10 protein-coding genes, 3 tRNA genes and 1 pseudogene are annotated in these 13,155 nt (G+C 72.8%); 8 read left to right on the top strand and 6 right to left on the bottom strand.

The features are described 5' to 3' along the window. Positions 1–415 precede the first annotated feature (415 nt). From B0E54_RS30995 to B0E54_RS30980, 4 genes are all read left to right on the top strand, one after another. Positions 416–1,219, top strand: a complete 804-nt coding sequence (locus tag B0E54_RS30995) for a fumarylacetoacetate hydrolase family protein (RefSeq protein ID WP_234591312.1) — start codon at positions 416–418, stop codon at positions 1,217–1,219. A gap of 108 nt (positions 1,220–1,327) precedes the next feature. Next, positions 1,328–1,399: transfer RNA gene (locus tag B0E54_RS30990), tRNA-Gln, on the top strand. A 134-nt stretch (positions 1,400–1,533) separates the two neighbouring features. Continuing rightward, positions 1,534–1,606, top strand: a tRNA-Glu gene (locus tag B0E54_RS30985). Between the two features lie 170 nt (positions 1,607–1,776). Next, a tRNA-Glu gene (locus tag B0E54_RS30980) sits at positions 1,777–1,849 on the top strand. A 136-nt stretch (positions 1,850–1,985) separates the two neighbouring features. On the opposite strand, the gene B0E54_RS30975 is transcribed toward B0E54_RS30980, so the two are convergent. Beyond that, a complete protein-coding gene (locus B0E54_RS30975; protein ID WP_007456408.1) occupies positions 1,986–2,672 on the bottom strand; it encodes an IclR family transcriptional regulator in 687 nt (228 codons plus the stop codon). 49 nt (positions 2,673–2,721) lie between these two features. Between B0E54_RS30975 and leuC the strand changes: the two genes are divergently transcribed. From leuC to B0E54_RS30955, 4 genes are all read left to right on the top strand, one after another. Then, positions 2,722–4,167 (top strand): 3-isopropylmalate dehydratase large subunit, encoded by a 1,446-nt coding sequence (gene leuC / locus B0E54_RS30970; RefSeq protein ID WP_234591310.1) that lies wholly within the window; start codon positions 2,722–2,724, stop codon positions 4,165–4,167. 14 nt (positions 4,168–4,181) lie between these two features. Next, complete coding sequence (leuD, locus tag B0E54_RS30965; protein ID WP_234591308.1) at positions 4,182–4,769, top strand: 3-isopropylmalate dehydratase small subunit; 588 nt, start codon at positions 4,182–4,184, stop codon at positions 4,767–4,769. A 172-nt stretch (positions 4,770–4,941) separates the two neighbouring features. Next, the gene (locus B0E54_RS30960) at positions 4,942–5,592 is read left to right on the top strand and encodes an HU family DNA-binding protein (RefSeq protein ID WP_234591306.1); all 651 of its coding nucleotides are present in this window, start codon (positions 4,942–4,944) and stop codon (positions 5,590–5,592) included. Positions 5,593–5,734: 142 nt separating this feature from the next. Continuing rightward, entirely contained in the window at positions 5,735–7,750 is a 2,016-nt protein-coding gene (locus B0E54_RS30955; RefSeq protein WP_234591304.1) for an endonuclease/exonuclease/phosphatase family protein, read from the top strand. A gap of 137 nt (positions 7,751–7,887) precedes the next feature. On the opposite strand, the gene B0E54_RS30950 is transcribed toward B0E54_RS30955, so the two are convergent. The 5 genes and pseudogenes from B0E54_RS30950 to B0E54_RS30930 all read right to left on the bottom strand — a co-directional run. Then, positions 7,888–8,766, bottom strand: coding sequence for an NUDIX hydrolase (locus tag B0E54_RS30950; RefSeq protein ID WP_234591302.1), 879 nt, complete (start codon positions 8,764–8,766; stop codon positions 7,888–7,890). Continuing rightward, entirely contained in the window at positions 8,754–10,274 is a 1,521-nt protein-coding gene (locus B0E54_RS30945; RefSeq protein WP_234591299.1) for a CYTH and CHAD domain-containing protein, read from the bottom strand. Before B0E54_RS30945 ends, B0E54_RS30950 begins: the two co-directional genes overlap by 13 nt. 24 nt (positions 10,275–10,298) lie before the next feature. Next, the gene (locus tag B0E54_RS30940; RefSeq protein WP_234591297.1) at positions 10,299–12,671 is read right to left on the bottom strand and encodes an RNA degradosome polyphosphate kinase; all 2,373 of its coding nucleotides are present in this window, start codon (positions 12,669–12,671) and stop codon (positions 10,299–10,301) included. 54 nt (positions 12,672–12,725) lie between these two features. Further along, positions 12,726–12,923: a cold-shock protein gene (locus B0E54_RS30935; RefSeq protein WP_007456426.1), complete on the bottom strand. Its 198-nt coding sequence runs from the start codon at positions 12,921–12,923 to the stop codon at positions 12,726–12,728. Positions 12,924–12,990: 67 nt separating this feature from the next. Beyond that, positions 12,991–13,155: pseudogene (locus B0E54_RS30930) on the bottom strand (2-phospho-L-lactate guanylyltransferase); the annotation flags it as partial.

Raw genomic sequence — 13,155 nt, 5'->3', positions numbered from 1 at the left:
CGCCGGGCTGACGGACGCGGGCGGCGTGACGGCCGTCGGTCCGGGCGCTGGTGCCGTCGGACGTGGCGTCGGCGCGGCTGGTCGTGGCACGGACTCGGCTGGTCGTGGCGTGGCGGCCGCTGGTCGTGGCGCGACCGCCGCCTCCGGGGCCGCCGCGGGCAGGGCCGGCACGGCGGCGAGGATGCCGAGGCAGTGTACGAACACCGCGAGGGCTCTGTGGTGTCGTGTCGATGCAGGCATACGAACGAACCTCCGGAGCCGACGATAGGGGTGCGCGCCCTCCGTGCGGGTACGAAATCCCGAAGCCCACCCCGACCGCCCGGACCTGCGCTAGGGTGCCGCGACGCTGACGGGTTGCGCACACCCGGCGGCCCGTTGTGGCCGGTGAGCGTGTCGGCGGGGCTAGATTGGCCGGGTGCGTATCGCTCGTTTCGCTCATGCCAAGGGAATGTCGTTCGGAGCCGTCGAGGGCGAACCGGAGGCCGGGCCGCAGGGCCTGACCATCGCCGAGATCGAGGGTCACCCGTTCGGCCAGCTCTCCTTCAGTGGGGCCCGCTGGGCCCTCTCCGACGTCCGGTTGCTCTCGCCGATCCTGCCCAGCAAGGTGGTCTGCGTGGGCCGCAACTACGCCGACCACGCCGCCGAGCTCGGCAACGAGGTGCCCAAGGAACCGTTGCTCTTCCTCAAGCCGTCCACCTCGGTGATCGGTCCCCGGGACGCCATCCGGTTGCCGATCTTCTCCAAGCAGGTCGAGCACGAAGCGGAGTTGGCGGTCGTGATCGGTGCGCCGGGCGCCCGCCGGGCCGACCGGGCCGCCGCCGAACGCGCCATCTTCGGCTACACCTGCGCCAACGACGTGACCGCCCGGGACCTGCAGCGCTCGGACGGGCAGTGGACCCGCGCCAAGGGCTTCGACTCGTTCTGCCCGATCGGTCCGTGGATCACCACCGGGTTGGACGTCTCCGACCTGGAGATCCGCTGTGAGGTGGGTCGCAACCCGGACGAGATGGAGGTACGCCAGCTCGGCCGGACGAAGGACATGGTCTTCGACGTGGCCGGCCTGGTGTCGTACATCTCGCACGTGATGACCCTGCTGCCCGGCGACGTGGTGCTCACCGGCACTCCGGCGGGGGTTAGCCCTCTCGTCGAGGGGGATACGGTCACCGTGCGGATCGAGGGCATCGGCGAGCTCAGCAACCCGGTGGTCCCCGTCGCCTGATCCGTCCGATGCCCCTGTTTCCGCAGCTCACGGGTGGTTCGGGGGGATCGGATTTGGCCTGCCGGCACCGGGAGGGTAATGTTCACTCCCGGCGCCGCAAGGGGCCAATGGGGTATGGGGTAATTGGCAGCCCGACTGATTCTGGTTCAGTTAGTCTAGGTTCGAGTCCTGGTACCCCAGCGCAGCTGGGATTCGCGAGAATCCCGGACGCTGGATTCTGACGGAGTTCGACTCCGCCCCGCGAGGGGCGGAGGGTGGCCTCTGGTAGAGTGCAGCTCCTCCGCCCGCAAGGGTGGAGGAGCGAAAGTGGTTCTGGCCCCGTCGTCTAGCGGCCCAGGACGCCGCCCTCTCAAGGCGGTAGCGCCGGTTCGAATCCGGTCGGGGCTACATCTGTGCACAACCCGTCCCACCTCGGTGGGGCGGGTTGTTTCGTTGGTGCGGCTTGTTTCGTTGGTGCGCACGGCCGTCCACGGCGCCCAGACCCCACGCTCGCCCCGACGGACGGTGCCGCTAGACTACAGCGGCACCGCCTGCGAGGGCGGTGAACAGGAAGTTCTGGCCCCGTCGTCTAGCGGCCCAGGACGCCGCCCTCTCAAGGCGGTAGCGCCGGTTCGAATCCGGTCGGGGCTACAAACCAAAGGCTCACCTCGCCCCGCGAGGTGAGCCTTTGCCGTACCCCTGGGTCTCGCTGTTGATCATGAAGTTACTGCCCTCCGCCGGGGCGTGTCCGGGCAACAACTTCATGATCAACGGGATGGGGGCGGGGTTAGAGGCCGGAGAGGCGTTGGCCGGCTCTGACGACCGCCATGGCGTGGCGTTCGCCGGGGCGGCGGCCCAGGCGTTCGATCGGGCCGGAGATGCTGACCGAGGCGATCACGCGGCCGGTGCGGTCGCGGATCGGGGCGGAGACGCTCGCCACACCGGCCTCCCGTTCGGCCACGCTCTGCGCCCAGCCACGGCGGCGGACCTCGGCGAGGGTGCGGCCGGTGAACTTGCTGCGCGGCAGCAGTGGCATCACCGCCTCCGGAGGCTCCCAGGCGAGCAGGATCTGGGCCGCCGAACCGGCGGTCATCGGCAGCACCGAGCCGACCGGGACGGTGTCCCGCAGGCCGCTGGCGCGCTCTGCGGCGGCCACGCAGATCCGCTCGTCGGCGCGGCGCAGGTAGAGCTGGGCGCTCTCACCGGTGGCGTCGCGTAGCGCGGCGAGCAGGGGCTCGGCGGCGGTCAGCAGGACATCCGGGGCGGCGTTGGCCAGCTCGCCGAGCCGAGGCCCGGGGCGCCAGCGGCCCTGTGTGTCCCGGACCAGCATCCGATGGATCTCCAGTGCCTGTGCCAGCCGGTGCGCGGTGGCCCGGGGCAGCTTCGTGCGTTCAACGAGTTCGGCAAGGCTGGCGCCGTCGACACAGGCGGCCAGGATGACCACCGCCTTGTCGAGAACGCCGACACCGCTCATACTGTGTCCCACAAGCCGAAACTTACCTCCCAGAATTTAGGATGTCCAGATGGTGGGAGTCACTCCTGAGCCGAGGACCCTGGCCGAGAAGGTCTGGGACGCGCACGTCGTACGGTCCGCCGCTGGTGAGCCGGACCTGCTCTTCATCGACCTGCACCTGCTGCACGAGGTGACCAGCCCGCAGGCGTTCGACGGGCTGCGGCTCGCCGGGCGCCGGGTGCGTCGTACCGACCTGACCCTCGCGACCGAGGACCACAACACCCCGACCGGGTACGCCGATCCGGCGTTCCGGCTCCGCCGCGGTGACCTGCTCACCATCGCGGATCCGACCTCGCGTACGCAGATCGAGACGCTGCGCCGCAACTGCGCCGAGTTCGGCGTGCGGCTGCACCCGCTCGGCGACGAGAACCAGGGCATCGTGCACGTCATCGGCCCGCAGCTCGGGGTCACCCAGCCCGGCATGACGATCGTGTGCGGCGACTCGCACACCGCCACCCACGGTGCGTTCGGCGCGCTCGCCTTCGGCATCGGCACCAGCGAGGTGGAGCACGTGCTGGCCACCCAGACGCTCCCGCAGAGCCGGCCGAAGACCATGGCCGTCAACGTCACCGGCCAGCTCGCCCCCGGCGTCACCGCGAAGGACCTGGTGCTCGCCCTGATCGCCCAGGTCGGCACCGGTGGTGGGCGCGGGCACATCGTCGAGTACCGCGGCGCGGCCATCCAGGCCCTCTCCATGGAGGGGCGGATGACGATCGCCAACATGTCGATCGAGTGGGGCGCCAAGGCCGGCATGATCGCGCCGGACGAGACGACCTTCGCGTACCTCAAGGGTCGGCCGAACGCGCCGCAGGGCGCGGACTGGGACGCGGCGCTGGCGTGGTGGCGGACGCTGCCCACCGACGAGGGTGCGCGCTTCGACGCCGAGGTGACCCTGGACGCCAGCCGGGTGACCCCGTTCGTCACCTGGGGCACCAACCCCGGGCAGGGCGCACCGCTGAGCGCGCCGGTGCCCGACCCGGAGGAGTTCGTCACCGACTCGGAGCGCGCCGCCGCCCGTCGCGCGCTGGAGTACATGGATCTGCGCCCCGGCACCCCGCTGCGGGAGCTGCCGATCGACGTGGTCTTCGTGGGTTCCTGCACGAACGGCCGCCTGGAGGACCTGCGGGCCGCCGCCGACGTGCTGCGCGGCCACAAGGTGGCCGACTCCGTCCGGATGCTCGTGGTGCCCGGCTCCGCCGCCGTCCGGGAGGCCGCCGAGGCCGAGGGGCTGGACAAGGTCTTCGCCGACGCCGGCGCCGAGTGGCGGTTCGCCGGCTGCTCGATGTGCCTGGGCATGAACCCCGACACGCTCAAGCCCGGTGAGCGCTCCGCGTCCACCTCCAACCGCAACTTCGAGGGCCGGCAGGGCCGGGGCGGTCGTACCCACCTGGTCTCCCCGCCGGTCGCCGCCGCCACCGCCGTGGTCGGGCGGCTGGCCGCCCCCGCCGACCTGTAGAAGGGACCGACGAGATGGACAAGTTCACCACCCACACCGGCACCGCCGTACCGCTGCGCCGGTCCAACGTGGACACGGATCAGATCATCCCCGCCGTGTACCTCAAGAGGGTGACCCGCACCGGCTTCGCCGACGGGCTGTTCAGCGCCTGGCGGGAAGACCCGGCATTCGTTCTCAACGATGAATCCTATTCTGGTGCGTCGATCCTCATCGCCGGTCCGGAGTTCGGCACCGGCTCGTCCCGGGAGCACGCCGTCTGGGCGCTGCGGGACTGGGGCTTCCGCGCCGTGGTGGCTCCGCGCTTCGGTGACATCTTCCGCGGCAACGCACTCAAGGAGGGCCTGCTGCCGGTCGAGTTGGAATTGAAAGCCGTCGAGGAGTTGTGGGATCTCGTCGAGGCCGAACCGACCACTCCGGTGACCGTCGACCTGACCGCCCGACAGCTCCGGGCCGGGGACGCGACCTGGTCGTTCCCGCTTGACGACTTCAGCCGGTGGAGGCTGTTGGAGGGCCTGGACGACATTGGACTCACCCTCCGGCACGCCGATGACATCGCCTCCTTCGAGGCGTCCCGACTGCCGTTCCTGCCCTCGGTGGCATAGCCGTACGCCCACTCGCACAGCGGATTTCGCCCCCACCGGTCCAACCGGTGGGGGCGAATCCGTTACGACACAAGGGCTTTTTTCCACCGAATGTTTGTGTCCAGGCAGCACAGGGCATACGGTGCGCGCAGAATGGCTCGCGTCGAGTCAGTTGCACAATCGGGAGGAAGTCGTGAACAAGGCCGAGCTCATCGAGGCGCTCGCTGTTCGCCTGGGGGACCGGAAGACGGCGACGGCCGCGCTCGACGCGGTCCTCACTGAGGTCCAGGCGGCAGTCACCAAGGGCGAGAAGGTGGCGATCACCGGATTCGGAGCATTCGAAAAGCGTGTACGTGGCGCACGAACAGCGCGCAACCCGCGTACCGGCGAGGCGGTGAAGGTCAAGAAGACGTCCGTCCCGACCTTCCGCCCCGGCGCCGGGTTCAAGGAGATGGTGGCCAGCGGCAAGGTGCCGAAGGCCACGGTGGCGGCGAAGAAGACCGCCACCACCACGGCCAAGACCGCCGGCACCAAGGCGGCGGGCACCAAGGCCACCGCCACCAAGGCGGCCAGTAAGAAGACCGCCCCGGCCAAGGCGAGCAAGACCACCACCACCGCCGCCACCAAGGCGGCCAGCAAGAAGACCGCCCCGGCCAAGGCGAGCAAGACCACCACGGCGACCAAGACGGCCGCCAGCAAGAAGACCGCCACGGCGAAGAAGACCACCGCGGCGACCAAGTCCGCCACGGCGAAGAAGACCACCGCGGCGGCGAGCAAGAGCACGGCGGCCAAGAAGGCGCCGGCGAAGAAGGCTCCGGCCAAGAAGACGGCCAGCAAGCGCTGACCGACTGTCCGCCCAAAGGGCGTCCACCTCTCGGTGGGCGCCCTTTGCGCGTACCCGGAACGTTGACCCGGCCGGACCGTACGCGCAGAATCGCCGTGCCGGCCCCCCTTCAGGACCGGTCCGCCGACGAAATGGGGCGCCGGTGCGCTACCGCCAGCTCACCACCGGATCGCTCGCGCTGGGCGTCGTTCTGCTCATCGACGTGCTGCGCGTCTGGCTGCCCGGCATCATCACCATCTTCGGGCAGGCCGCGTCCACCCCGGCCGAGGTGATGGGCGCGTTCGCGCTCGGCTGGTTCGTGCTGGCGATGGCCGTGCCGGCTCTGGTCCGGCGGGTGGGCGCCCGCCGCGTCACCGTCGTCGCCGCCGTGCTGTTGGCCGTGGCCCGGCTCGCGCTCACCAGCGCCCCCGGCGGCCGTCCGCAGCTCTGGTTGGCCACCGCCGGTCTGTTCGCCGGTCTGGTCTGGTTGGTGGGTGTCGCCGGTGGCACCGACCGTCCGGTGCCGGGACTGGCCCTGGGGTTGGCGGTCAACGCCGCCGTCCACGCGCTGCTGGACACCTACGATCTCGTCTGGCGGGGCGGCTGGGTGGCGTGGCTGCTCAGCGCCGTCGCGGTGGTGCTGTTCCTGCTCGGTACGACGCTGCCCGTCGCGCCGCCCGGCCCCGGTGGCGCCCGGTCGTGGCTGCTGGCCGGGCCGGTGCTGCTGCTGGCCGGCATGGTGGCCCTCGCGCCGGCGCTGGCCCAGGCCGGGATGTCGTACCTGGTCGCGGGGGGCGACGTCGCTCGCTCACCGCTGTTCGGCCTGGCGCCGGTGCCGGTGGCGGTCGCCGGTTTCCTGCTGGCCGCGCTGGCGGGCCCGACCCGGGGTCGGGGTCGAGCGCTCGGGCCGGCGGCCCTGCTGGCCGGCGTGGTGCTCTTCGCCCTCGACAGTGGCGACCTGCTCGTCGCGGCCATGCTGCTCACCGCCGTCGGACTCGGCGCCTGCCTCGCGCTCACCGACGCGCCGGGCCGCGCCGACGCCGCGGCCGACGCCGACGCTCCACGTCGCGCCGACGACGCCGACGTTGCGGCCGACGCCGACGCTCGGGGTCGCGCCGACGCCGCGGCCGACGTCGCCGGTGCCGGTGCCGGTGCTGAGGGCGCGACGGGCACGGACGACACCCGCCGGTCGGCGGCCCGTCGGGGGTACGCGGTAGCCGCCGGCATGCTGCTCTTCGTGCTGGGCGCGGTGGGTTACTACTCCGCGTACGACCTGGGCTACCCGAACGCGGCGGTGCCGGTGGTGGTGGCCGGCGTGGTCGCCGCCGTGGCCCTGGCGGCCCGTCCGTCCGGCCACCGGCGTCCCGGCCCGCTTCCGCCGCTGCGGACCGCTGGCGGCGTCGCCGCGCTGGCTCTGCTCGCGCCGCTCGTCGCCGACGAGGTGGCGGTGGCGAGCAACCGGGAGGGTCCGCCGGAGCGGTTGACGGTGGTGGCGTACAACATCCGGATGGGCTTCGGGCTGGACGGCCGGTTCGACCTGGCCGCCCTGAGCGCGGCGATCGACCGGCAGCGGCCCGATGTGGTGCTGCTCAGCGAGGTGGACCGGGGCTGGCTGCTCAACGGCGGCCACGACACGCTGGACCTGCTGTCCGACCGGCTCGGCATGCCGTACGTGTTCGGGCCGGCCGCCGACCCGGTCTGGGGTGACGCGGTGCTCAGCCGCTGGCCGGTCACCGACCTACGGTCCCGGCCGCTGCCGGCCCTCGGAGCACCCACCGGAGCGCAGGCTCTGGCCGTCACCCTGGACCTCGGCGACGGTGTCCGTGCCGCTGTGGTGAGCACCCACCTGCAACCGCCACCGGATGCGGGCCCGGTCGCGCAGGCTCGCGCGGTGGCCGACTTCGCCACCGGGTACGCGGCCGGCCGGCCCCTCGTGGTGGCCGGCGACCTGAACACCGAGCCGGGCGACGAGGCGTTCGAGCAGTTCACCGCGGCCGGGCTGGTCGACGCGTTGGCGGTCGCCCGTCCGCTGGCGACCAGCCCCGCCGACGATCCGCGCCAGCAGATCGACCACGTCTTCGTCTCGCCCGGCCTGACGGCGACGGATCCGGTCGCGCCGCGCGGCGAGGCCAGCGACCACCTGCCGGTGGCGGTGACCCTCACCCTGCCGCCCCGCTGACCCCGCGCCGGGATCGCCGCTGGCTGGCCGGCCACCGCCACGTCGGCGATCCGCGGCGGAGGCCGGGGTAGCTGGTGGCCCGCTATCGCCACGCCGGCGATCCGCGGCGGATCAACCGCCGAAGCGCCGGGCGGGCCTCACAGGCGATCGGTGGCGACCAGCCGCTCGCCGCTGAAGGCGAGCAGCCAACCGCCGCCCTTCGGGGTGGTGAAGTCCTCGTCGGCGCGGCCGGTCAGCTGCTCCAACGCGCCCGGCAGCACCTTGCCCTGGCTGCACACCGCCACCTGCCCACCGGCGCAGCCCAGCTCGAGCAGTTGGGCGGCGGTGGCCAGCACCCGCTCGTCCTGTTGCTGGCCGGGCTGGGGCTCGTCCAGGTCGCCGCAGACCTCGATGGGCAGGTCGAGCAGCCCGGCCGCCGGGTCCAGGGTCTGCACGCAGCGGCGCGGCGAGGCCGACAGGAGCCGGGCCGGCCGCACCACGGCGATCAGCGCCGCAAGCGCGTACGCCTGGGCCCATCCCTCGGCGTCGAGCGGGCGGGCGGTGTCCGGGCCGGTCCACGTGGCGCGCTTGCCGGCGTGCCCGTGCCGGACCAGCGCGATCGTCGCGGTCACCGGCGGCAGCGCGGCGAACGCGGCCAGCACCTCGGTGTCGTGCGGGTAGCTGACGAGGTGGATCGCGTCGTCCACGGCCAGCCACCGGATGTCGTCGACCTCGGTGCCCGGCTGGAAACCGCCCTCGGCGACCGCGAGCATCGACCAGTAGTCGACCAGCTTGGCCTGCCCCTCGCTGCGGTAGCGCACCGACGGCAGCCGCACCTGCGGTACGCCCCGCACGTCGGCCTCCTCGGCGACCTCCCGGACCGCTGCGAGCAGTGGATGCTCGCCCGGTTCGAGCTTGCCCTTGGGCAGCGTCCAGTCCCCGTAGCGCGGGCGGTGCACGACGCAGACCCGTACGCCGTCGGCGGTCGGTCGCCAGCAGACCCCGCCGGCAGCCCGGATGCCCGTCACGGCAACCATCTGGTCCGCCGTCGCCGGGTGGCCCGGTGCCACGCGGCGGGGAATCGGGCCCGCATCAGGCGGACCGTGTCGCGTTCCCGCTCGGCCAGCCGTCCGGCGGTGACCGCCAGCTCGTGGTCGCCCGGTCGGTCGGCGGCGAGGGCGAGCCAGGTCTCGGCGGCCACCGCGGCGTCCTGGTGTTCGCCGAGCACATCCTGGACGCCGGCCAACGCGCGGGCCAGCCGCCGCGCGTCCCTGCCGACGGCCGGGACCACTGCGGTGACCGCGTAGCGGGCCTGTTTGCCCTCCTTGCGGACGGCGTGCCAGCGGTCGTCGGGCGCGAGGGGGTCGAGCCGGTCGACGCCGTCGGGGCCGGTGAGCTGCCGCCACGGGCGGGCGACCAGCTTCGGTAGTGTCCGCGCCGCCGGGGTGGCGGCCCGTCGGGTGAGCCGGGGCGCGCGGGCGGCCAGCACCAGGGCGTCCACCAGGGCCAGGTAACGCGGCGAGCGCAGCGCCTCGTCGATGGCGGCCAGCGCCTGCCGCTGCCGCTGTGCGAGCGCCTCGTCCAGCCGGTCCACCGCGCCCATGTCGAGCGGGCTGAGCGGGTCGGCTGTCGCGGTGCGCCGCAGTCGGTCGCGCAGCACCTCGGCGTCGCGCGCCGCGCCGAGCACCCCGGCGAGCCAGCGCAACTCGTCGCGCAGGGGCCGCGCCCAGCTGCGGCGCGCCAGCGGCCGGAAGGTCCGCAGGTCGCTGCGCAGCCGTCGGCAGGCCACCCGCAACTGGTGTACGGCGCTGTCGCCGCCGTCGGTGGTGGTGCGCAGCCGCACCAGCGGGTCGTGCGCCAACAGCCGGCCCACCTCCTTGCGGACCGCCTCGGTGACCACCTCGCCGGCGGTCGGGTCGGCCGTCAGCCCGCCCGGAGAGACCAGGTCCGGTTCGGCCTGCGCCACCGACCCCAACGCCCGTACGTGCTTGGGGGTGAACGAGCCGGCCCGGGCCCCGGCCTCGCGCAGCACCTCGCCGATCCGTTCCAGCAGCTTGCGGTCGCCGGCCTTGCGCTCCACCTCCACCTCACGGAACGCGCCGGTGCTGGCGCCGGCGTCGTCGAGGACCGTCACCCGATCGTCCACCACCTCGGCGAGCACCGTACCGGCCCTGTCGCACACCTCGTGGGCGTGCCGGACGGTGCGTACCACAGCCACCGGCGCGAGCGACGCGCCCCGGTGCAGGACGGTGACCAGCTCGACCAGCTCCGGCGGCGGCTGCCCGACCGGACCGGGGCGGGAGATCTCGTGCCGGACGCCGGGCGTGCCGGTGGGCAGCTTCACCGTCCACGGCAGCTCGTCACCCTCGCGGTGCCGCAGCGACGCCCCGGCGCGGGCCAGCCGCAGGTCGACAGTGTCGAGGTAGCGGGCGACAAGCGTCACCGGCGGCAGGTCCCGGACCCGGCCGCCGGCCGGGGACGTGGCGGACAGGTCCGGCAGCACGAAGGTGTCGTCCACCTCGTACTTCTGCTCCTCCTCGACCATCAGCTCAGCCTATGCCGCGATCGGTCAGCCGGCCGTGCCACCGACGCGGCGCAGCAGCAGTTCCTGCAGATGCACCCGGGCCGTGTCGTCACCGCCGGCACGCCGAGTCCAGGTGCCGTCGCCGGCCAGCTCGAACGCGTCCACGTCCGGGCTCATCGCGGCGGTCAGCACGTGGTCCAGCTCGGCGCGGGCGACCGGATCGCTCACCTGCACCAGCGCCTCCACCCGCCGGTCCAGGTTGCGGTGCATCAGGTCCGCCGAGCCCATCCAGAACTCGGCCTCGCCGTTGTTGCCGAAGCGGAAGACCCGGGAGTGCTCCAGGAACCGGCCGAGGATCGAGCGGACCCGGATGTTCTCCGACAGCCCCGGCACCCCCGGACGCAGCGTGCACATGCCCCGGATGAGCAGGTCGACGTGGACGCCGGCCTGGGAGGCCCGGTACAGCGCGTCGGTCACGCCCTCGTCGACCAGCGAGTTGACCTTGAACTGGACCAGGCCGGGCATGCCCAACCGGACGTGCGCGATCTCCCGCTCGATGCGTTCGATGAGGCCACTGCGGATCCCCTGCGGGGCGACCAGCAGCCGCCGGTACGCGGTCTGCCTGCTGTAGCCGGTGAGCACGTTGAACAGGTCGGTGAGGTCCGCCCCGATCTCCGGGTCGGCGGTGAGCATGCCGAAGTCCTCGTACAGGCGGGCGGTCTTCGGGTGGTAGTTGCCGGTGCCGATGTGGCAGTACCGGCGGATCTGGTTGCCCTCCTGCCGGACCACCAGGGCGGTCTTGCAGTGCGTCTTGAGCCCCACCAGGCCGTACACCACGTGGCAGCCGGCGCGTTCCAGGGTGCGGGCCCAGCCGATGTTGGCCACCTCGTCGAAGCGGGCCTTCACCTCGACCAGCACCACCACCTGCTTGCCGGCGGCGGCCGCGTCGACGAGCGCGTCCACGATCGGCGAGTCACCGCTGGTGCGGTAGAGGGTCTGCTTGATGGCCAGCACGTTGGGGTCGGCGGCGGCCTGTTCGATGAAGCGCTGCACGCTGGTGGCGAACGAGTGGTACGGGTGGTGCACCAGGATGTCCCCGTCGCGCAGGGTGGAGAAGACGCTGCGCGGCACCTCGCCCTCGGCGAGCCGGGGATGCGTGGCCGGCACGAACGGCGGGTCCTTGAGGTCCGGCCGGTCGGCCTCGCCGTACACCTGCCACAGCGCGGACAGGTCCAGCAGGCCGGGCACCCGCAGCACGTCCTGGTCGTCCATGTCCAGCTCGCGGACGAGCAGCTCCAACATGTGGTCGGAAATCGACGCGGCGACCTCCAGGCGGACCGGCGGGCCGAACCGGCGGCGGGCCAGCTCCCGTTCGAGGGCCTGGAGCAGGTCCTCGTCGCGGTCCTCGTCGACCTCCACCTCGGCGTTGCGGGTGACCCGGAACAGGTGGCACTCGACCACCTGCATCCCGCTGAACAGCTGACCCAGGTGCACCGAGATCAGGTCCTCCACCGGCAGCATCCGCACGCCCGGCTGGTCCCGGTCGACGCGCACGAAGCGCGGGACGTTGTTGGGCACCTTCACCCGCGCGAACAGCTCGGACCCGCCGTCCGGGTCCCGGACCGCCACCGCCAGGTTCAACGAGCGCCCGGAGATGTACGGGAACGGGTGCGCCGGGTCCACCGCGAGCGGGGTGAGCACCGGGAAGATGTGCTCCCGGAAGTAGGTGCGCAGCCGCTCCCGTTCGGGGTCGCCCAGGTCACCCCAGCGCAGTATGCGGATGCCCTCATCGGCCAGCCGGGGCAGGACGTCGTCGACGAAGCAGGCGGCGTGCCTGGCGACCAGCTCGGCGGTCCGTTCGGCGATCAGCTCCAGCTGCGTACGCAGGGGCAGCCGGTCCCCGCCCCGCACCGGCAGGCCGGCGGAGAGCCGCCGCTTCAGGCCGGCGATCCGCACCATGTAGAACTCGTCGAGGTTGCTGGCGAAGATCGCGAGGAACTTGGCCCGTTCCAGCAGGGGGGTGCGCTGGTCCTCGGCGAGGGTGAGCACCCGCGCGTTGAAGTCGAGCCAGGACAGCTCCCGGTTGAGGAAGCGGTCCTCCGGCAGCGGGGGAGCGGCCGGTGGCTCCTCGTCCCCCTCACCGCCCGTGGAGAGGCCCGTGGAGAGGCTGCCGGAGGGACCGGGCAGGGCTGCCCCGGCCGCCGGGCCGTCCGTCTCCGTGGGCGGCACGCCGGGTTCGATGACCTCGTCGAGCCCGGAGGAGGCGGCGCCCGGGTCGTCGGCGAGCGTGTCGGCACGGGCGGCGCCGGCCCGTTCGGCCCGGGACGGGCGGAAACGGCCGTCGGTGCCGCGAATGCGGGCGCCGTTGCGGGGGTCGGTGGCTGAAGGGGTGACCGGATGCTCGCGAGGGGTGCTCACCCGCTCATAATCACCCGATTCGAGTTAACGCAAAATGAACTTGGCCTCGCCAGCTCAGTTCATCGTCGGCAATGTCACCCGGACGACCTCGCCGTCGGGATCGGTGTCGATGCGCACCCGCTGGCCGAGCCGGAGCAACCGCAGGCCGGAGGCGTCGAACGCCCGGGCGGGAAAGCGCAGCTCGGTGCCGTCGTCGAGCAGCAGGACACCGCTGCGCGTCGCCGCGTCGTAACTGGCCACCGTGCCCTGCATGCTGGCACCGTACACCGGTCGGATCGGCTTGTTCAGCGCGCCGGCCCGCCGGCTCGGGGCAGCTTGTTCAGCGTGTCGGGCAGCCGGCGGCGAGCAGCGCCGCGGTGCGCGGTCCCAGCCCCAGCCCGGCGGCGACGGCCAGGTCGTCGGCGGTGTCCACGTCCCGCCGCAGGCTGGGCCAGTCGCCGGTGAGCGGCAGCGCCCCACTCGCCGCGTGCGCCGCCGCCGAGCC

This window comes from Micromonospora sp. MH99, from assembly GCF_021442385.1.
In the GTDB taxonomy this organism is placed as follows: Bacteria; Actinomycetota; Actinomycetes; order Mycobacteriales; family Micromonosporaceae; genus Micromonospora.
Note: the sequence above shows the minus strand (reverse complement) of the source record. Positions and strands in the feature narration are given on the sequence as shown.